Source organism: Paenibacillus catalpae, from assembly GCF_900112695.1.
GTDB classification, from domain to species: Bacteria; Bacillota; Bacilli; order Paenibacillales; family Paenibacillaceae; genus Pristimantibacillus; species Pristimantibacillus catalpae.
This window is the reverse complement of the sequence record NZ_FOMT01000001.1, coordinates 531019-550599: the sequence shown is the minus strand read 5'-3', so window position 1 is coordinate 550599 and position 19581 is coordinate 531019. Positions and strand designations below refer to the sequence as shown.

Genomic DNA, 19581 nt, shown 5'->3' with positions numbered 1-19581 from the left:
CTCCTAGTTTGTACCAAACTATTGTATTGTAGCATAATGGCCCGCTACTCAGCCAGTAGTCCCCTTTTCCAACGAAGTCCTTTATAAAAAATGGGCATTAGTGAAGACTATAGGTTAGCTATTGAACGTCTTACCTAATTCATCTAAGGAAGGTGCAACCGATGCCGAATGCAACACAGCTTGCACATCTTCGAAGCCGGCTTGAGGCGGAGAAAAGAGAGCTCGAGGAAAGACTGTCTCACAACGAACATAACGGACTTGCCTCCTCCCTTCGCGATAATACGGGCGAGTTATCTTCAATAGATAATCATCCGGCGGATCTTGGAACCGAAATGTTCGAGCGTTCCAAGGACCTGGCGCTGCTCGAGAAGGAAGATCTCCACTTGGCCCGTATATCCGAAGCACTGGAGGCTATGGATAAGGGTACTTACGGACAATGCCGCGCTTGCGGCCAGCCTATTCCCAGCGAACGGCTGGAAGCTTTACCCGACACGCTGTACTGTTTAGAACATGCACCACGTCAGGAGATTTCCCATGAGCGGCCGGTCGAAGAGGAGTTTCTGGCTCATCCGTTTGGCAGATCGAGCCGCGATGACGATGATTATAACGGCTTTGATGGTGAAGATGCCTGGCAAATTGTTGAGCAATGGGGTACTGCTGAATCGCCGGCCACGTCTGAGAACGCCAATGTTGGTGATTATGATCATATCGGTATCGAAGCAGATGAGAACGACGGCTTTGTGGAATCTTTCGAAAGCTTCGTGGCAACCGATATAACCGGCAATCATGTCTCCGTTATTCGCAATCGCCACTACAAACAGTATATGGACCATAATGAAGGCGATCATGAACTTGAGGAGCAATAATAAAAAGGCGACGGTGCTTGGCACCGCCGCCTTTTTATTATTATTTCAATACATCTTGCCTTCCAACTGGATTTGTACAATCCTAACGATATCCGCAATGTAATCACCAATGATAGGCAAGTTCAGAGCACCTAAAGCTTTCAGCAAATATAAGATTGTCGCCGCAAAGAAAGTAAAACCAATCGCAAGGCCTACACCTTTTGCGAGACCTGCCAGCAAATTGCGCCACAAAAGCCGAATGGGATGATTCAGCAGATCCACATATTCCGCAATTTGAGTCCGCTCCATATTCGTAGCGATTTTGCTCAGACGCATATCTAGTTTGCTTAATTTACTTTCAACGGTTTCTTCATCGACTGGTTTCTTATTTTCGTTTTCCGACTCATCGTTCAATTTAATACGGACCATGTGGCGTCCCCCTTTGCAAAGCGTCAACGGTCGGAACCGATTAGGATCCATCCGCTTGCTATAAGGAAAAAGGAGCCTTATGTTAAGGCACTCTTTTTGTGTGGCCATGCTCCTTATACTATATCCCGAACCGTCGTGTCGATATGCCTACCCGCGGACAAGAATGCCGATTTCTTTGTCGCCAAGCTGCACGCGTTCCATACCTTCTGCCGATTCATACGACACACTGTTTAACAAGACATTGTCATTCAGTACATTGCTGAACGCTTGAAGTGCTGCTTGAAGTTCCGCGTCAACATCAAGTGCCAGATCAATCCGTTTCTCGATTGGAAGGTCAAGCTTCTTACGAGTGTCCTGAACCGCACGAATGACTTCACGCACCCAACCTTCCTGCTCGAGCTCTGGCGTAATATCTGTGTTAAGCGCAACTGTAACACCGCTGGCCGAAGCAGAAGCAAAACCGGATTTAGCTTGTTTCTCGACAAGCAGCTCTTCCGTTGTTACGGTGATCGCTTCGCCTTCTGCCGAAGTGAATACAAGGCTTCCAGAAGTAACGGCCTCGCGAGTAGCTTCCGCGGCCATTCCTTTCAGATATGCTTGGATAGGACCTACATGCTTACCGTATTTCTTGCCCGCCACTTTCAGGTTGAGCTTCAGAGAAAAATCAACAAAACCGCTGTCGCTGTTCTGAACCACAATCGTCTTCACGTTAATCTCGTCTTTGATAATATCCTCATACTCTGCTACAGCAAAATCACGGTCAAGCGATACGATCAGCTCAGACAATGGCTGACGCGTCTTGATTCCCGTTTCGTTCCGAACGTTGCGGGCAAGCTCTACGATTTGCTTCGCGCTGTCCATGTCGCGCTCCAGCGTCTCATCAATAGCTGCTTCGTCCGCTGCCGGGTAATCCGCCAGATGAACGCTTGATTCGCCGCCCAGGTTGCCGTATACGTCTTCTGCAAGCAGAGGAGCGTATGGAGCAATAACGCGGGAAAGAGTCAGCAGCACATGACGCAGGGTTTGGTAAGCCGCGACTTTATCCTCGGTCAGGCCGCTTCCCCAGAAACGGTCACGCGAACGGCGGATGTACCAGTTGCTCAGCTCATCCACGAAGATTTCGATCGATTTTGCAGGATTCAGGAAGTCATTCACTTCCAGTCCCTTCACAACGTTCTTGATCAGGCTGTTCAGTCGGGATACGATCCAGCGGTCCAGCTTGCTCGCGGATGGACGCTCCGGATGATCAGCCGCGTTAAAGCCGTCAATCGAAGCATACAAAGCGTAGAATGCATGAGTGTTCACAATGGTGTCGATGACCTTCGATTTGGCTTCGCCTACGATACCGCGCGAGAACCGTTTGCTGTTCCAAGGCGCGCTGTCCGCTAGCAGGGCCCAACGGAAGGCATCCGTACCATACTCGTTGATGATTTCCCAAGGATCGATAACGTTGCCTTTCGATTTGGACATCTTTTGCCCGTTCTCATCGAGGATATGGCCTGTTGAAATAACGGCCTTGTAAGGCGCTTTTCCGTTGTACAGCGTGGACACCGCCAGCAAGCTGAAGAACCAGCCGCGCGTCTGGTCAATTCCTTCGCAGATCATGTCAGCCGGATACTGATCGGCAAACTCTTCCGCATTCTCGAACGGATGATGCTGCTGGGCGAATGGCATCGAGCCGCTGTCGAACCATACATCGATAACTTCCGATGTACGTGTCATTACTGCGCCTTCCTGGAACGGCGACTTCAGCTTGATCTCGTCGACATACGGCTTGTGAAGCTCGATATCCTCAGGCACGAAATCTACGGCGCGTTCACGCAGGTCAGCAATACTGCTTGGTGCATATTCTTTACCCGTTGCCTCGCAAATCCATACGTTAAGCGGCGTTCCCCAATAACGGTTACGGCTGATATTCCAGTCAACCAGGTCCTCCAGGAACTTGCCGAAGCGTCCTTCGCGAATATGGCCAGGGTACCAATCCACCGTGCTGTTGTTCGCAATCAGTTGTTCTTTCACTTTTGTTGTCTCAATGAACCAGCTTTCTGTAGCATAGTACAGCAGCGGCGATTTACAACGCCAGCAGAACGGGTAGCTGTGCTCGTAACGCTCCTTGGAGAAGAGCAGGCCGCGTTCGCTAAGCATTTTGACAATATCCACGTCGCAGTCTTTTACGAAACGGCCGGCAAGATCGGTTACTTCGTCCACATAACGGCCCGCGTTATTTACAACGCTCAGCATGCTGATGCCGTTCTGACGGGAAACTTTATAGTCGTCTTCACCGTGTGCAGGCGCGATATGAACGATACCCGTGCCGCTTGTATCGCTGACGAAATCGCCAGGGATGACAACATGACCATGTTCCACAGGTACATAGCGGAAAGGAGGCTCGTAAGAAAGTCCAACAAGCTCGGCGCCTTTCACCGTCGACAGAGTTTCATAGCCTTCTTTCAGCACGCTCTCTGCCAGGTTTTGAGCGACGATATATACTTCGCCGTCTTTGGAAGCACGGATGTAATCCAGCTCCGGATTTACCGCCAGCGCAACGTTCGCAGGCAGAGTCCAAGGCGTTGTCGTCCAAGCGAGGATCGATTCGCCGTTGCTCAGCTTGAATTTGACCGTAGCGGACAAATCCTTCACGTCTTCATAGCCTTGCGCTACTTCATGCGAGCTGAGTGTCGTTTGGCAGCAAGGGCAGTATGGGCTTACGCGGTGTCCGCGATAGAGCAGGCCTTTGCTGTGGATCGTCGAAAGGATGTGCCATACGCTCTCGATGTACTCATTTTTGAGCGTGATGTACGGGTTATCGAGATCCGTCCAATAAGCGATCGCTTCAGTCAGCTCACGCCACTGCTTCTCATAGACGAATACGCTGTCTTTGCATTTCTTGATGAATTCCTCTACGCCATACTTCTCGATCTCTTGCTTGCCTGAGATGCCAAGCTGCTTCTCTACGCCAAGCTCAACTGGAAGACCGTGAGTATCCCAGCCGGCTTTACGTACGACGCGGTAGCCGGACATTGTTTTGTAACGGCCGATAAAGTCCTTGATTACGCGGCCCAGCACGTGACCGATATGCGGCGCACCGTTTGCGGTCGGAGGACCTTCATAAAATACATAGTTTGGTTTGCCCGCGCGGTTCTCGATCGATTTCTTGAACGTATCATTCTCCGCCCATTGCTTCAGAATGCGCATATCCCGGGCTCTTGCTTTTTCCTTGACGTCTACACGTTGCATTTTTCATTACCTCCTGAAAAGAATTAGAACCTTAACAGCCGTTTCAGGCTGTTCGTGATGATTCTTACTTCGTAAGCATTAGCTTTAAAGAATTAGAACCTTAACAGCCGTTTCAGGCTGTTCGTGATGATTCTTGCTTCGTAAGCATTAGCTTAAAAACAGAAAAGCCCCGTCCCTGTAAAAGGGACGAGGCATCGCTCGCGTTACCACCCTTGTTCCGTTAGTCAGCGTTGACTTTAATCAACGGACTCGCGGCACCTTGGCGCGAATTACTGAAATTCGCGGTCCCTGTAACGGGGGACAAACCGTCAGCCCTTATTAATGCGATCCATAAGGATCCCATGTTCAGCGCTGCTTCTCGGAGATGATTTTCCGAATCGGTTCGAACGCCGCCTCTCAGCAATCGACGGCTCTCTGGTGAACGAACTTGGATACGTACTCGTTCTCGTCAATGAAGTTTGAATCAACTATCATGCAATTAATTCTATTTATAGCTCATCGCCGAGCGGTTGTCAAATGACAAATGCCTATCCGCGCTGTAATTGCTCAGCTGTCAGATGGGTAACGGTTGACGAAGTGTGAGAAATTTGCGAGCTTTCGGCATTGAGCGAATCCCAGCCCTCTTGACCAAGCAGCTCAAGCTGAGCTTCCACGAGCGTACGGAAACGAGCACGATAGATCGAAGCTTGTTTCTTGAGCTCTTCCACCTCAAGCGATACTTTACGAGATTTGGAAAGTGATTCGTTAATAATGCGGTCTGCGTTTTTCTCCGACTCTTTGATAATCAACTGGGCTTCCTTCTTCGCATTATTGCGCACTTCATCAGCAGCCTCTTGGGCTACGATAATGGTCTTGCTTAAGGTCTCTTCGATGTTCGAGAAATGATTCAATCTTTCTTGAAGACCCAGAATCTGATTCTGCAGCTCTTTGTTCTCGCGAATAATCGATTCGTAATCCTTGATCACCTGATCGAGGAACTCATTCACTTCATCCTCGTCGTACCCGCGTAATCTTCGTCCAAATTCCTTGTTATGTATGTCCAATGGCGTCAACGGCATTGGCGCACCTCCTCAACGTATTTGCCGCATTCGCGGATGTACTCGGAATTATTCGTTGTTGGTTTGGATTTCGACAGTTGTTTCCAAAATCCTGCAACGAATCAAATAAATTTACCAACCTTGACGCGAATTCTTCCCTTTTTTGTCATGCCATCAATTTCCAGCACTTTAAATCGGCCAAGGCCTTTAAAGGAGACAACGTCTCCCATTTTGAGTTGCTCGGACGGATTCTCGGCTGTCTTCCAGTTCACTCTGCATCTGCCTGCACGGATTGGATCTACGATCTTGGTGCGGCTGATCCGGTAGACGTCACTAGCGATAACATCAAGCCGCATCGAGGCGACAGTGAAGGACATTTCTTGAAGGGCAGGTACAACGGGCTTAAGCTCAGTGATGGGGATTATTTCCGTAAGTACGCTCGCACGATGCACCTGTCTTAAGTGTACATTTAAGTAATCGGCAATTTCGTCCAAAACAATTATATGCGAATAGTCCTCATGGACATGAATATCTCCAATTCGATCACGTTTGACGCCGAGACCGAGCAATGCGCCCAGGTAATCGCCGTGATCAAGCTCCAGATGAGTGCCTCCGCCGTTTACGGCGAGGACTGATAATCCGACTGGTTCATCGTCCAAATAACGGTATTCCGGGCCTATAATGGCTCTGCAGCGTTCTGCCTCCGGATAACCGCCGGCAAGCCGCAGCTGGACATCCGGATTCCGGTTGGCCAGCATCTCCAGGATTTGCGCCTGCCTCGGATCTAAAAAATCGGTCCGCTTCAGCTGATGCAGCTGCGCGGACCGTTCTACCCACTCCATCGCCCGGTCGACAAATGGTTTCTCATCCGGATGGAAATGTTCGTATACTGTTGGCTTCATAAGCTGTCCTTCCTTAGAACATGTTCAGAATGAAATCGACAACCGCATACAGGCCATAAGCGATAAAGCGCAAAGCAAAAATCGCAATAATCGGGGAAATATCAAGCATACCGCCAATCGGTGGAATGAATCTGCGGAAAATTCCGAGATACGGTTCTACCAATTTGCCCAGCCATACTCCGATAAAGCTTTCACGCGCATTTGGCAGCCAGGACAACAACACATAGCCGATAATCATAAAGCTGTAAATGTTCTGGATGTTCATAATTAAAGAATAAACACTCAACTCAAGGTCACCTCATCTTATTGTAATCAATATCCTCTGCCAGCATTTCGGTAATGGCGCCTTGAATTTCTACGGAATCAGGGGTGCACAGGAAGATGTTTGGCCCAAGCTTCGAAATGTGGCCGTTAAGCGCATATACCGTACCGCTTAAGAAATCAACAATCCTTACGGCCAATTCTGTGCGCACACGCTGCAGATTCACGATAACCGCCCGGCGCGAACGCAGATGGTCGGCAATATCCTGCGCTTCATCGTAAGAGCGCGGCTCGCTGAGAACGACGCGGACACTCTTTTGCGTATGAATGCTCACAATATTGTTATTACCGCCTTTGGAGTTTCTACGTGCTTCGAACGGAGAAGTTTCAACTTCCGGTTCATCCGGCTGCTGCTGCGCAACTCTTTCGCGCTCTACAACCTCTTCTTCCTCCTGAAGGCCAAGAAAGTTCATAAATCGGTTCATCACACTCATGTTCTATCCCTCTTTTCCTATTAGTATCGTTCCTAATCGAATCCAGGTTGCACCTTCCTCTATTGCCACTTCAAAATCTCCTGACATGCCCATGGACAATTCCGTCATCGATTCCGGGAGGATTGCACGCTCGTTCATTTCATCTCTAAGTTCGCGCAAAGCGCGAAATACCGGCCTTGTCTCTTCTGCTTCCGTCTCATAAGGTGCCATCGTCATTAGGCCGATAATACGCAGCGATGATAATTCCTTAAGCTCTGTTAACAATGCCGGCAGTTGTTCAAGCTCAAGACCGTGCTTGGATTGTTCACCCGATACGTTAACCTGGACAAAACAAGGAACAGTAAGGCCAAGCTGGGAAGCCCGCTTGTCTATCGCCTGCGCTAAAGACAGACGATCGATGGAATGAATGTATGTAAATTTGCCGATGACGTCTTTCACTTTGTTCGTCTGCAGGGATCCGATGAAATGCCAGACAGCTTGTCCGCCGTTTTCACTCGATTCACTGCCGCTAATGGCCTCCCATTTCTCCTTGGCATCCTGCCAGCGGTTCTCACCAAGGTGCTGGAGTCCCAGCTGATGAGCAGCCTCCGCTGTTTCCAAAGACACATACTTCGTCACTGCGATAATATTCACTTCTTCACGTTTGCGGCCGCTTCTCGCGCACGCAGCTGCAATCCGGTTCTCCACTTCTTCCATTCTTCCTGCTAATGCGGTTTTAATAGTACTTGTCATCATTCGTTCACCTTTCCCGGATACCGATCCAGCTGGCCATACGGCCCGTTTTGCCGCCTTCCTTCCGGTGGGAGAAAAACTGATCGGTGCTGCATCCTGTGCACCACTCGGATAATTCGATATGAATCGGCAAAATTCCTGCTTCAAGCATAATATGTCGGTTAATTTGTTTTAAGTTTACCATAGCTTTACCGTTTTCCACCAATGTCATCATCAATTTAGGATCGGAATCTGCAACTTTTGCAAGCTTTTCCACGAGCGGCTGCAGCTTGTCAATGACAAAGCTGTCCACCTCATAACAGCAATCGCTGATCGACGGACCAATGGCACACAGAAGCTTTTCGGGCTTTGTGCCATATTGCTGTTCCATCGCTTCAATCGTTCGGGCAGCGATCTGCTGAACGGTTCCTTTCCAGCCTGCATGAGCCAGCGCTACCGCTTCATGCTCCGGATCATAAAAGTAAAGCGGCACACAATCGGCGTAAAAAGATGCCAGCAACACACCAGGAATATCGGTCATCAGACCATCCGTATCCGCTATAGCCGAAGCGCGTGACATTCTGCCCATACCCCGCTCCGCTTCCGTAACCTGGAACACCTCACAGCCGTGCACCTGCTCACCGCAGGTCCACGCTTCAAAGGGCCAACCTATTGCTTCCGCTATAAGCTCGCGGTTGCGCACAACGTCCGCATCCGTATCTCCGACATGCAGGCCAACGTTCAGCGATGCCCAAGGCTGTTCGCTCACACCGCCGCCCCTGCCCGTAAATCCGGCCGTCAGCCGTTCATTTTGCTCCATCCAAGTTGGCAATAAAAAAAGCGAAGGTCCCTTCGCCGTTAGTACAGATTTAAACGATTCCATACGGGCACTCACCTCTGTAAGCAGTTTAACCTGTTATGTGCGCGCGTGCAAATCCTCTTCCTCAAGCCGCTGCTTGGTCTCATCCAGCCGGACAAGCACAACGTCCGCGCCGATTTTCACAATATTGCGCCAAGGGATAACGACTTCTGTTCCGCCATTCCCGAACATGCCGAGAAATCTTGTAAACTGGGGGATGACGATCGCATCAATGCGGCCTTGACGGAGATCAAGCTCCAGATCGCTAATCTGGCCAAGCTTCTTGCCGTCCACAATATTAATGACATCCTTCGTTTGGAAATCGGATATCTTCATTTGCACATCACCACTTTTCTTAAATATAAGAACGTATATGTTTTTCACTATACTGAGCTTATATTTCACCCGCTAAACGCTGCCGTTTACACTTGAGCGGGATGAACATCCTCACTTATCTATATGTACAATTCGCCCAAAATGTCCTATTCGCGTAAAAAAACAAGTTAAGCTTGGCAGCATGCCGGGCACGAAAAAAACGGTGCCTGGCGGCACCGTTCATGTTTTTACATGCTTTTGCATTTGTTGGATCGCTGATTTCTCCAGCCGGGATACCTGCGCCTGAGAGATGCCGATTTCATCGGCCACTTCCATCTGCGTCTTTCCTTCAAAGAAACGCATGGATAAAATCATTTTTTCGCGGTCGTTCAATTTATGCATCGCCTCGCGAAGTGCAATCTCTTCGATCCACGATACGTCCTTGTTCTTGTCGTCGCTGATCTGATCCATCACATAGATGGGATCACCGCCGTCATGATAGATCGGCTCAAACAACGAGACCGGATCTTGAATGGCATCAAGGGCAAATACGACATCTTCTTTTGGTACATTCAGAGCTTCGGAAATTTCAAAAATCGTTGGTTCACGCGAATTTTGATTAGTCAGGCTGTCACGAACCTGCAGCGCTTTATAGGCAATATCCCTCAAACTCCGCGATACGCGGATCGGATTATTGTCACGCAAGTAACGGCGGATTTCACCGATAATCATCGGTACGGCATAGGTGGAAAATTTGACATTCTGGCTAAGGTCGAAATTATCGATCGCCTTCATAAGTCCAATGCAGCCGACCTGGAATAAGTCGTCCACAAACTCTCCCCTGTTATTAAACCGTTGAATAACACTAAGAACCAGCCTTAAATTGCCGTTTACTAATTTCTCTCTGGCTGCCCATTCATTCTGGGTTTGTAGTGCGGTGAACAACTCCCGCATTTCGGCATTGGTCAGGACAGGCAGTTTCGCGGTATCCACTCCACAGATCTCGACTTTATTTCGGGTCAACGTGATTACCTCCCAAGGAGAAACATTAATGTACATTATCTCCTCGGACCCCTATTTTATTCTTCCAAAACAGGGGTATCTGTTGCCCCATAATTGGGAATAACATTACACCATTTTGTTAAATTCCTTGCGCAAACGCTTAATAATCCGCTTCTCAAGCCGCGAGATGTAAGACTGCGAAATACCAAGAAGATCAGCCACATCCTTCTGGGTCTTTTCTTCGCCGTCGGCGAGCCCGAACCTCAGTTCCATAATAATGCGCTCCCGCTCCGACAGCTTATCAAGCGCTTTATGAAGAAGCTTGCGGTCAACCTGCTCTTCGATATTCTTGTAGATTGTATCATTCTCCGTACCGAGCACATCAGACAGCAGAAGCTCATTGCCATCCCAATCAATATTAAGCGGTTCGTCAAAAGATACCTCAGTCCTCGTCTTGCTGTTGCGCCGCAAATACATGAGAATTTCATTCTCGATACAGCGGGAAGCGTAAGTGGCCAGCTTGATTTTTTTCTCCGGATCAAAGGTATTAACCGCTTTAATCAGTCCAATTGCTCCAATCGACACCAGATCCTCAATATGAATGCCGGTATTCTCAAATTTGCGCGCAATGTAAACGACAAGGCGCAAATTGCGTTCGATTAGCATGGCACGGATCGCCGTATCACCGGATGGAAGCTTATCGAGCAAATATTCCTCTTCTTCACGGGTCAAGGGCGGAGGTAGCGCCTCGCTGCCGCCAATATAATAGATTTCTTCGCTTTTTAATCCGAATAAAAACAAAACACGATAATAATATAACTGCAGGACTAATTTCCACTTGACGAGCATCCGGCCCATCCCTCCCCAAAATGATGTTAACGTTCATCCTTCTAAATCCAATCATTGGCTGTTCTGAACGAGTGACGGATGGATAATCGCTTGGTAAGCACTGTCTGACGAAAGCTTGCCGCCGTCGATGCCGACCAGCACCTTCCGAGAGAGGAATACTTGCCCTTCCCGCTCAATCTGAACAAAATCCGGCTTGAGTGCCAGCATAAATTGTGATCCGCGATTGATTCCTCTGTAGGGTACAAGTCGCAATCGATCCTGCCACACAAATGTTTCTTCACCCAGACCGGCAACCAGCCGATCCACCTGCGCTTCACGAATGCTTTTCAGCCATGACTCTGGCAAGTCATTTTCCCACACACTTGCTTCTACTACCATAACAGGCGTCCGCGTTAATGGATCGTACAGCTGGTTGCCTGTGTCGATCAGTCCGGTGCAAGTATGCTCCCGGTCGCCGATTTGAATTTTCACTTCGGCCAAATGGGTTCTCACCAGCTCCCTCTCGCGCCGCTGAACATAAACCGAGCGGTATATGTAAATGCCGATACTAAACGCAGCGAGCACATAAATAAATCCCATCTTCAGCTCGACCTGCATACCGCCATTTATAAAGGTGACCGTACGCCATACTTCGCCTGACCCTTGCATCAATAAGTAATGAATACCGATGATTGCCCCTGCAGCAATAAAGTTGATCGTGTAGAATGCTGCAATGTTCCTGAAGAAGTTTTGAATGGAGAAGAAGCCAAACGCCACCCATAACATGAGGAGAGAAATCAGTACTTTTACAACTAATGTAAAAAGAAAAGATAGCGGCGGAAAAAGCATAAGAACAACGTAGCAAGCGCCAATGCTGGATGCCGTCAGCACCCGCCAAGGACGTGCCCGGATATGACGAACCCAGGCCGTCGTCAACAGAATGCTGCCGTCAACAAGCAGCTCCCGCATAAACATGACATCGACATAAACAGCCACAGCTTCACCTTCCAGCGGGTTCGAACGACAGAACGGTTGCCCTCCTTCCGGAGAGAACGATTGAACCTAGTATATAAAAATCCTATTTCAAAGTCTGTCTAAACATGACGGCATGACATAGCTTTTTTTGTCGAGGGCAAAATAAGAGTTTATAGGGCTTATGGGTTGTTGCCATTTCAGGAATATGGTAATCTTTATCCATATGATCATGATGGCAGTGAAGCACACGCCGCGTTTACGGGAACATTTCTGTTTCTGGGACGCGGTTTTTTCATTCCTACTAGGCAGGGAGCGTGACTGGTTTTGTCGTATGAGGGGGTATTTAATAGTTGGTATGATAATCATCTTAAGAGGCGGGATGACGAAAATAAAAGAAGACTTGCGGAAGGGAAAAGTCATGAAGGCAAGCTGTTTCTTCAGAAGGTATGGCGGCCGGCTTTCACGCAATTCGACCATCTTCATCCGGAATACGAGCTGGATCATCCGGTGATCGACGGATGGAACGCTGCAACTAGGTAGGCCTATCAAGCAGATTGATGTGTGCGTAAATATCTTAGACCCGATTAGGCTTGAACAACAAAAACGCCTGACCGGCAAGCGGTCAGGCGTTAAGTGCAGGAATTAGCGGTCGTTGCGACGGTTACGCAGGAACGCCGGGATTTCGAGCTGGTCGCTCGAAGTCGAGGCGCCAAACGGTTTAACCGTCGAAGCTTGCGACGACGGGGAAGTCGCAGAAGCTGTTGTCGGGCGAACTTCCGGCTCAGCTTGTGGCTGAGGAGCACGGCGTGTTGCAGAGGATGGCTTATGCTCGAACCCTGTTGCAATTACCGTAACTTTGATTTCGTCCTTCAGTTCTTCGTCGATGATAGCACCAAAGATCATGTTCACTTCCGGATCGGAAGCAGAGATAACGATCTCGGCTGCTTCATTAACTTCATATAGGGACAGGTTGCTGCCGCCCGTAATATTCATGATTACGCCGCGAGCGCCGTCAATGGACGTCTCGAGCAGAGGGCTCATGATCGCTTTCTTCGCCGCTTCCGCAGCACGGTTCTCGCCCGTAGCGATACCGATACCCATCAGCGCCGAACCGCGTTCCGTCATAATCGTCTTCACGTCCGCAAAGTCAAGGTTGATCAGACCAGGTACTGCGATCAGGTCAGAGATACCTTGTACCGCTTGGCGAAGCACGTTGTCCGCCTCACGGAATGCTTCCAGCATCGGAGTTTTCTTGTCAACGATCTCAAGCAAACGATCATTCGGGATAACGATCAGCGTATCTACTTTTTCCTTCAACGCTTCGATGCCAAGCTCCGCTTGTGCGGAACGCTTGCGGCCTTCGAAGGTGAATGGACGCGTTACTACGCCAACAGTCAAAGCGCCGCATTCGCGTGCAATCTCCGCAATAACCGGAGCTGCACCAGTACCCGTACCGCCGCCCATGCCGGCAGTTACGAATACCATGTCCGATCCCTTCAGTTGTTGCATGACAAGCTCTCTCGACTCTTCAGCCGCTTTCTTGCCCACTTCCGGATTTGCGCCTGCACCAAGACCACGAGTCAGCTTATCGCCGATTTGCAGCTTATGCTCGGACTTTGCCAGGTGCAAAGCTTGCGCATCCGTATTTACTGTTATGAAATCGACGCCTTTAACGCCGTTCTCGATCATTCGGTTAACCGCGTTACTGCCGCCGCCGCCAACACCAATTACCTTTATCTGAGCGAGTTGCTCCAGATCCAAATCGAATTCCAACATCTTTCATTTTCCCCCGATCAAATAAATTCGCTAAACATATTTTTCAACCGTTCGAACATACCGGGTTTGGATGAAGCGGTGGTACCCGACTTGCGGCTTGCCGTTTTCTTCCCTGTACTTGCTGCTGCTCCTCGTACTCCCATATATTTCGACACGTATTGGATCATTCCTACCCCGCTGCTGTACGCAGGGTCGCGCACACCGATATAATCCGGCGATGCGATACGAACAGATGACTCTAGCTCCGCTTGCGCAAGGGCCAGCGTACCCGGCATCGTAACAGAACCTCCAGTGAGTACGTATCCGTTCACTTTATCTCCGTAACCAAGTCTGCGCACTTCCTGACGGACAAGATGGAAGATCTCCTGCATGCGCGGTTCAATAATGCTGGCCAGGTCGACCTGCGAGAACTCTTTCTCTACATTGCTTCCCATGCGTGTCACTTTAAATTTCACATCTTCAGCAGCATCCGCGACAAAAGCGCAGCCGTACTTCAGTTTGATCTTCTCAGCCTGCTCCGACTGTGTACGAAGTCCATAAGCAATATCGTTCGTGACATACTCGCCGCCAATTGGCAATGTCGAGATAGCCGCTAAGCTCCCTTGCTCATAGATCGTAATGGTTGTAGACCCTGCTCCGATATCGGTAAGCACGGTTCCGATTGTTTTCTCGTCTTTCGTAAGCGACATAACGCCAGAAGCGAGTGACATCAAGATGACGCCTGAAATTCGAAGTCCGGCCTTCTCTACGCAGCGCATTAAATTATGTATAGCCGTTTTTGCGCCCGTTACAATGGTCGCTTCCACTTCAAGCCGTACCCCGATCATTCCGCGAGGATCAGAAATGCCTTCCAAGCCGTCAACCAAAAACTGCTTTGGTACCAAATTAATAATTTCTCTTTCAGGAGGAAGTGCGACCACTTTGGCCGCTTGTACAACACGTTCGATATCTTCCTCGCCTATTTCACGATCCTCATTGGATACTGCAACTACGCCACGATTCGTCTGAAGTGCAATGTGATTTCCTTGAATGCCAACATAGACGTCTGATATTTGAATGCCAACCATTCTTTCCGCATGCTCAACTGCGCTGCGAATCGACTGCACGGTCTGGTCAATATCTACAATAGCTCCCTTGCGAATACCCTCCGAGTCGGCAGATCCAACTCCAATAATATTAATGGTTCCGTTGCTCACTTCCCCAATAATAGCACGAACTTTGGATGTACCGATGTCCAAACTGACGATGATGTCGTTACTGCTCAACCCGCGGCACCTCCCGTTTAACTGATTAAATAATACAAGAATAGGGTTATAAACATTCGTCCTTCTACATATTCAACGCCTTTGATATATTCCCTCTTTTTTCAACAAAATTTTCATTTCCCTAATGTCGCGGCATAAGCCTTATGTTATGAATGCTTGATAGTCGTATGAAAATATATTAAATCTGTGAATAAAATTCTACCATTCTTTCTACCTATTGAGTAGTCTCTTTTTGATCAGATTCCATATTTTCTGTAGCATTACTAATAAACGGAACATAAGTGTCCGCGAGCAGCATGGTTATCTTCCCGGGCTCCTGCGTCTCGATTACCGCATTTAGTGCTTCGATCTTCTCAGCAAGCAGAGACACCGCTGTGGTTACTTCGAATTTGGTCCGAGTGTAGATCTTGATCCGATCCGGATAAGCCTTCGACGGGTAAGGAATAATCTCTGACAGGTCGGACAGCTGCTTTTCCGAGATTTTGCCCAGCTGCTTCGTCAGCTCCGCCCGGTTTGGATCATCTTGCTTCCATCCGGAGAGTACGGGCTTGTCCATGAGAAATTCGTCGCTTAATGCCGAAACATTCGTTCCATTCGACATAATGGCAGTCATTTCGCCGCTTGCTGACAATTCGAACGCGACAATGGGAAACTCTTTAACCGTAATTTTGACATTACCGGGGAAGGACTTGGCGACGACCGCTTCCTGAATCGGCTTCAAAGCTGTGAGGCGGCTCTCAACCTTGCTCTCCGATACTCCGAAATAGGCGTCTCCTGCGGCAATGCCTGTGGCTGCCTGAATATCGCTTTTGGAAATATATTGTGCGCCCTCTATTGTTATCGTCGTAATCTTGCTGATTGATGAGTTGAAAAATAATACAGATAAGAGAATAACAAACAATAAAAAAAGAACGGTCAGCAGTTTGCGGCTGCCCTTTCTCTTGCGCTCCGGCTCTTTCAATACAGGCACTAGCTCGCTCATAACTTGTCCCTTCCTTCTAAAAAAACATCCGGTCCTCCTTATGGGCAGGGCCGGTCGTTTCTATCCAGCTGCGATTAAAGTCAATCTCCGGTTAATTCTTCGGTACGGGAGAGTAACGCGAAATGCGCGCGCCGAGTCTGCCTAACATCGTTTCAATGCAATCATAGCCGCGGTCAATATGATGGATTTGTTCGACAATCGTTTTGCCTTGTGCGGCTAATCCGGCGATCACGAGTGCTGCCCCCGCCCGCAGGTCGGTTGCTTCCACAGTTGCACCGTACAGACGCGGTACGCCACGGATAAAGGCCGAGTTCAGATCTACCCGGATATCAGCGCCCATGCGGGATAATTCATCCACATGCTTCAGGCGCCCCTCGAAGATCGTTTCCTTCAAAATGCTGACTCCGTCCGCCAGCGCAAGCAGCACCATCACCTGCGACTGAAGATCGGTCGGAAAGGCAGGATACGGAGCCGTAACGACTCTTTCTACTGCTCTTGGCCGCCCAGGGCAGCCCACTTTGATTATATCACCGTCAACTGCGATTTGAACACCTGCCCGACGGAGCACATGAATAAGCGAGGATAAATGCGCTGGATTCGTATTTAATAGCGTGACCTGACCACGGGTTGCGGCAGCGGCAACCATAATGGTGCCGGCAACGATACGATCCGGAATTACTCTATACGTACAAGGTGTAAGCGACTGTACCCCTTCAATCGTAATCGTATCCGTTCCGGCACCCATGATTTTCGCGCCCATCTCGTTCAGAAATCTCTGCAAATCTTGAATTTCCGGCTCACGCGCCGCGTTGCTGATCGTAGTGCGTCCTTCCGCAAGCACGGCTGCCATCATAATGTTCTCCGTTGCCCCGACGCTTGGGAAGGCCAGATGGATTTCTGCACCATACAGTTTATCTGCGCGGCATATAATCCGGTTGCCGATCTCCTCAATTTCTGCGCCAAGAGCTTGAAGTCCTTCCAAGTGTAGATCGATTTTTCTCTCGCCGATTGCGCAGCCACCAGGCTGGTAAACCTGTGTCTCTCCAAATCTAGCTAATAACGGCCCCATCAAAAAGATAGACGAACGCATCTGTCCCATTAACGATTCCGGTACATGGGAGGTGTGTGCAGTTTCCGTATTAAGGATAACTGTGTCTCCCACGTGCTCAGCGCGGCATCCTAATTCGCGCAAAATGTTAAGCATTACGTCGATATCGAGCAGCCTAGGCACATGTTCAATCGTTGATGTGCCTTCCGCAAGCAGACAGGCTGCCAATATCGGCAAAGCGGCATTTTTCGCTCCTTGGATAACAATGGATCCTGAGAGAGGTTTCCCGCCTTCAATCACCAATTTGTCCAATGTATCACCTCCGAATTACCGCTCACCCACCACCAGTACTTCCGGCACCAGCTGAACGCCGTAACGGTCTGCAATGGTACCTTGAATGTGTGTCATGAGGGTGAGAACATCTTCAGCTGTCGCTTGCCCAGTGTTTACTATGAAATTGGCATGGAGCTCCGAAACTTGCGCTCCCCCGAATCGAACACCTTTTAACCCGGCCTCTTGGATAAGCCTAGCGGCAAAATCATTTGGCGGATTGCGGAACACGCTGCCTGCGCATGCCAGCTGCAGCGGCTGAGTGCGTAACCGCCGCTCCTTGTAAGACGCAAGTGTTGCCGCTATTTCGTTGCGGTCTCCTTCTGCAAGCTCGAACGCAGCTTCTACAACAACGCCCTTCATCTCGTGAAGGATAGAGTGGCGGTAAGAGAATTGCATCGCCTCTCGATCGAATCGAACCAATTCACCTGTCTCCAGCACAATCTCAGCTGATCTAAAAATACGTGACACATCGGAACCATGTGCGCCTGCGTTCATGTAGACAGCTCCGCCAACCGTACCCGGAATTCCCCCCGCGAACTCCAGTCCGGTTAAGCCTTCCTTGCCCGACATTACCGATAGTTTAATGAACGAATACGATGCACCCGCATAGACGAGCGATCCTTCAAAGCGCACATAATCAAGCCCGTCACGCGTTTTGACCACTACGCCGCGGATTCCTTTATCGCTCACCAGCATATTGGATCCGCGGCCCAAATTCGTCCACGGTACGCCATGCTTATGAAGAAGGCGGATGGCCGACACGAGCTGATCTTTGCCGTGTGGGATAAACAGAACATCAGCGGGTCCGCCGATCTTCCAGGTCGTATGTTTGGCAAGCGGCTCATTGTAAAGGATCTGACCGAGACCTGCTTGTTCCAATTCCGTAATATAAGTTTCCATGTTGTCGAACCTCCTTTAGCTTCTTGTTGAGAGATTTAGGCATATCCGCTGCGGTATAAGCATTGCTGCTTCCCGCTGCAGCGATAGTGATGTACGGCCCGAGCTGGGCGACGGTCACGATTTATAGAGTATCTTATGCCCTCTTCATTCCGAATGTGACAATCGCCTATGCCGCCCTGTAAACACAAAAATGGACGTCAGGCAGCCGCCTCGAAAGGCGGCGCCATGCCGGCCACTTACGCCAATATGTCATCCCTCATTATCTTGAATATCGGGATATATTGAGCAAAATGCCAAGAGCGGTAAGCAATAGTGTCAATGATGACCCGCCGTAACTGATGAGCGGCAGCGTAATCCCGGTGACCGGCATTGCGCCGATAACGACACCGATATTAATAAGGACCTGTACGCCTATGATCCCGGTAATCCCTACCGCAAGCAGACTGCCAAACGTGTCGGGAGCCGATATTGCCGTCCGGATCCCTCTCCAGACTAATATCATAAACAGGATAATGAGTGCTGAGCCTCCAATAAAGCCCAGCTCCTCTGACACGATGGAAAAGATAAAATCCGTCTGCGGCTCCGGTAAATAGCTGAATTTCTGCCGGCTCATGCCAAGACCAAGACCCACCAGGCCGCCCGGCCCTATCGCATATAGGGATTGTATGATCTGGTAGCCCGTACCAAGCGGGTCCGCCCAAGGATCAAGGAAACCTGTAATCCGCTTCATTCTATAAGGTTCGGCAATAACCAGCGCTATAAGTCCAAGGAGCCCGGTCGAACCTAACATGGCCAGATGACCGATTCTCGCACCCGATGCAAATATAAGGATAAGCGCCGCCCCTACCATAACGGCTCCGGACCCTAAATCCGGCTGCAGCATGATAAGTCCGAAGGCTAGTCCAACCAGACCAAGCGGCGGCAATAAACCTTTTGTAAAATGCGTAATGGTCTGCTGCTTTTCTGACAGCCATTTGGCGAGAAACAGGATCATCGCAAGCTTCATAAATTCTGATGGCTGTATGCCAAAGGAGCTGATGCCCAGCCAGCTTCGGGCTCCGCCGCGGACGACGCCGATACCGGGGATAAGTACGATAATAAGCAGGACAAAGCAGATCAGAAGCGCTGCTTTCGCCCAGTTTTTCCATATCAGATAATTCGCGTTCATCGTAAATAGTAACGCACCTATGCCAAGTACGGCAAATATAAGCTGGCGCTTCACATAGTAGAATTTATCGCCAAATTCATGGAAAGCGAGCACCGCGCTCGCGCTGTATACCATTACTAATCCAATCGTCAGGATAAGCGCGATGGAGACGATCATCCAAACGTCCGGGGCGGACCTGGCTTTGGCCATAGCAAACACACCTCTTGATTTGCGT

20 protein-coding genes and 1 other annotated feature are annotated in these 19581 nt (G+C 49.5%); of the genes, 2 read left to right on the top strand and 18 right to left on the bottom strand.

The genetic code is table 11. The annotated features are described in order from the left end of the window. Positions 1–161 precede the first annotated feature (161 nt). Positions 162–866, top strand: coding sequence for a TraR/DksA C4-type zinc finger protein (locus BM200_RS02100; protein ID WP_091180792.1), 705 nt, complete (start codon positions 162–164; stop codon positions 864–866). A 45-nt stretch (positions 867–911) separates the two neighbouring features. Here BM200_RS02100 and BM200_RS02095 read toward each other — a convergent pair whose 3' ends face one another. The 12 genes from BM200_RS02095 to spoIIGA form a co-directional block, all read right to left on the bottom strand. Further along, positions 912–1181: a DUF5665 domain-containing protein gene (locus tag BM200_RS02095; protein ID WP_245772927.1), complete on the bottom strand. Its 270-nt coding sequence runs from the start codon at positions 1179–1181 to the stop codon at positions 912–914. A 240-nt stretch (positions 1182–1421) separates the two neighbouring features. Beyond that, the gene (ileS, locus tag BM200_RS02090; protein WP_091180788.1) at positions 1422–4511 is read right to left on the bottom strand and encodes an isoleucine--tRNA ligase; all 3090 of its coding nucleotides are present in this window, start codon (positions 4509–4511) and stop codon (positions 1422–1424) included. A gap of 179 nt (positions 4512–4690) precedes the next feature. Beyond that, positions 4691–4972 (bottom strand) — a binding site (T-box leader). A 66-nt stretch (positions 4973–5038) separates the two neighbouring features. After that, positions 5039–5569: a DivIVA domain-containing protein gene (locus tag BM200_RS02085; RefSeq protein WP_091180785.1), complete on the bottom strand. Its 531-nt coding sequence runs from the start codon at positions 5567–5569 to the stop codon at positions 5039–5041. 101 nt (positions 5570–5670) lie between these two features. After that, positions 5671–6450, bottom strand: coding sequence for a YlmH family RNA-binding protein (locus BM200_RS02080; protein WP_091180783.1), 780 nt, complete (start codon positions 6448–6450; stop codon positions 5671–5673). Between the two features lie 13 nt (positions 6451–6463). Further along, on the bottom strand, positions 6464–6715 hold the full coding sequence (locus BM200_RS02075) for a YggT family protein (protein WP_091183423.1): 252 nt from the start codon (positions 6713–6715) through the stop codon (positions 6464–6466). 28 nt (positions 6716–6743) lie between these two features. After that, positions 6744–7205, bottom strand: coding sequence for a cell division protein SepF (locus BM200_RS02070; RefSeq protein WP_091180781.1), 462 nt, complete (start codon positions 7203–7205; stop codon positions 6744–6746). A gap of 3 nt (positions 7206–7208) precedes the next feature. Then, entirely contained in the window at positions 7209–7937 is a 729-nt protein-coding gene (locus tag BM200_RS02065) for a YggS family pyridoxal phosphate-dependent enzyme (RefSeq protein WP_091180778.1), read from the bottom strand. Positions 7938–7944: 7 nt separating this feature from the next. After that, complete coding sequence (pgeF, locus tag BM200_RS02060) at positions 7945–8799, bottom strand: peptidoglycan editing factor PgeF (protein ID WP_091180776.1); 855 nt, start codon at positions 8797–8799, stop codon at positions 7945–7947. A 33-nt stretch (positions 8800–8832) separates the two neighbouring features. Beyond that, entirely contained in the window at positions 8833–9111 is a 279-nt protein-coding gene (locus BM200_RS02055; protein ID WP_091180773.1) for a PRC-barrel domain-containing protein, read from the bottom strand. Between the two features lie 219 nt (positions 9112–9330). Further along, a complete protein-coding gene (sigG, locus tag BM200_RS02050; RefSeq protein WP_015845451.1) occupies positions 9331–10113 on the bottom strand; it encodes an RNA polymerase sporulation sigma factor SigG in 783 nt (260 codons plus the stop codon). A gap of 105 nt (positions 10114–10218) precedes the next feature. Further along, the gene (sigE, locus tag BM200_RS02045) at positions 10219–10941 is read right to left on the bottom strand and encodes an RNA polymerase sporulation sigma factor SigE (protein ID WP_091180770.1); all 723 of its coding nucleotides are present in this window, start codon (positions 10939–10941) and stop codon (positions 10219–10221) included. Positions 10942–10992: 51 nt separating this feature from the next. Beyond that, positions 10993–11916 (bottom strand): sigma-E processing peptidase SpoIIGA, encoded by a 924-nt coding sequence (gene spoIIGA / locus BM200_RS02040; RefSeq protein WP_091180768.1) that lies wholly within the window; start codon positions 11914–11916, stop codon positions 10993–10995. Positions 11917–12219: 303 nt separating this feature from the next. Here spoIIGA and BM200_RS02035 point away from each other — a divergent pair, with 303 nt between their 5' ends. After that, on the top strand, positions 12220–12435 hold the full coding sequence (locus BM200_RS02035) for a hypothetical protein (protein WP_091180766.1): 216 nt from the start codon (positions 12220–12222) through the stop codon (positions 12433–12435). A 102-nt stretch (positions 12436–12537) separates the two neighbouring features. On the opposite strand, the gene ftsZ is transcribed toward BM200_RS02035, so the two are convergent. The 6 genes from ftsZ to spoVE form a co-directional block, all read right to left on the bottom strand. Further along, a complete protein-coding gene (gene ftsZ / locus BM200_RS02030) occupies positions 12538–13671 on the bottom strand; it encodes a cell division protein FtsZ (RefSeq protein WP_091180763.1) in 1134 nt (377 codons plus the stop codon). Positions 13672–13688: 17 nt separating this feature from the next. Continuing rightward, a complete protein-coding gene (gene ftsA, locus BM200_RS02025; RefSeq protein ID WP_091180762.1) occupies positions 13689–14936 on the bottom strand; it encodes a cell division protein FtsA in 1248 nt (415 codons plus the stop codon). 214 nt (positions 14937–15150) lie between these two features. Beyond that, positions 15151–15918, bottom strand: a complete 768-nt coding sequence (locus tag BM200_RS02020) for a cell division protein FtsQ/DivIB (protein WP_091180759.1) — start codon at positions 15916–15918, stop codon at positions 15151–15153. 91 nt (positions 15919–16009) lie between these two features. After that, positions 16010–17278, bottom strand: coding sequence for a UDP-N-acetylglucosamine 1-carboxyvinyltransferase (gene murA / locus BM200_RS02015; protein ID WP_091180757.1), 1269 nt, complete (start codon positions 17276–17278; stop codon positions 16010–16012). A gap of 15 nt (positions 17279–17293) precedes the next feature. After that, positions 17294–18199: a UDP-N-acetylmuramate dehydrogenase gene (gene murB / locus BM200_RS02010; protein WP_091180755.1), complete on the bottom strand. Its 906-nt coding sequence runs from the start codon at positions 18197–18199 to the stop codon at positions 17294–17296. Positions 18200–18458: 259 nt separating this feature from the next. Then, positions 18459–19556, bottom strand: coding sequence for a stage V sporulation protein E (gene spoVE / locus BM200_RS02005; RefSeq protein WP_091180753.1), 1098 nt, complete (start codon positions 19554–19556; stop codon positions 18459–18461). Between the last annotated feature and the right edge of the window lie 25 nt (positions 19557–19581).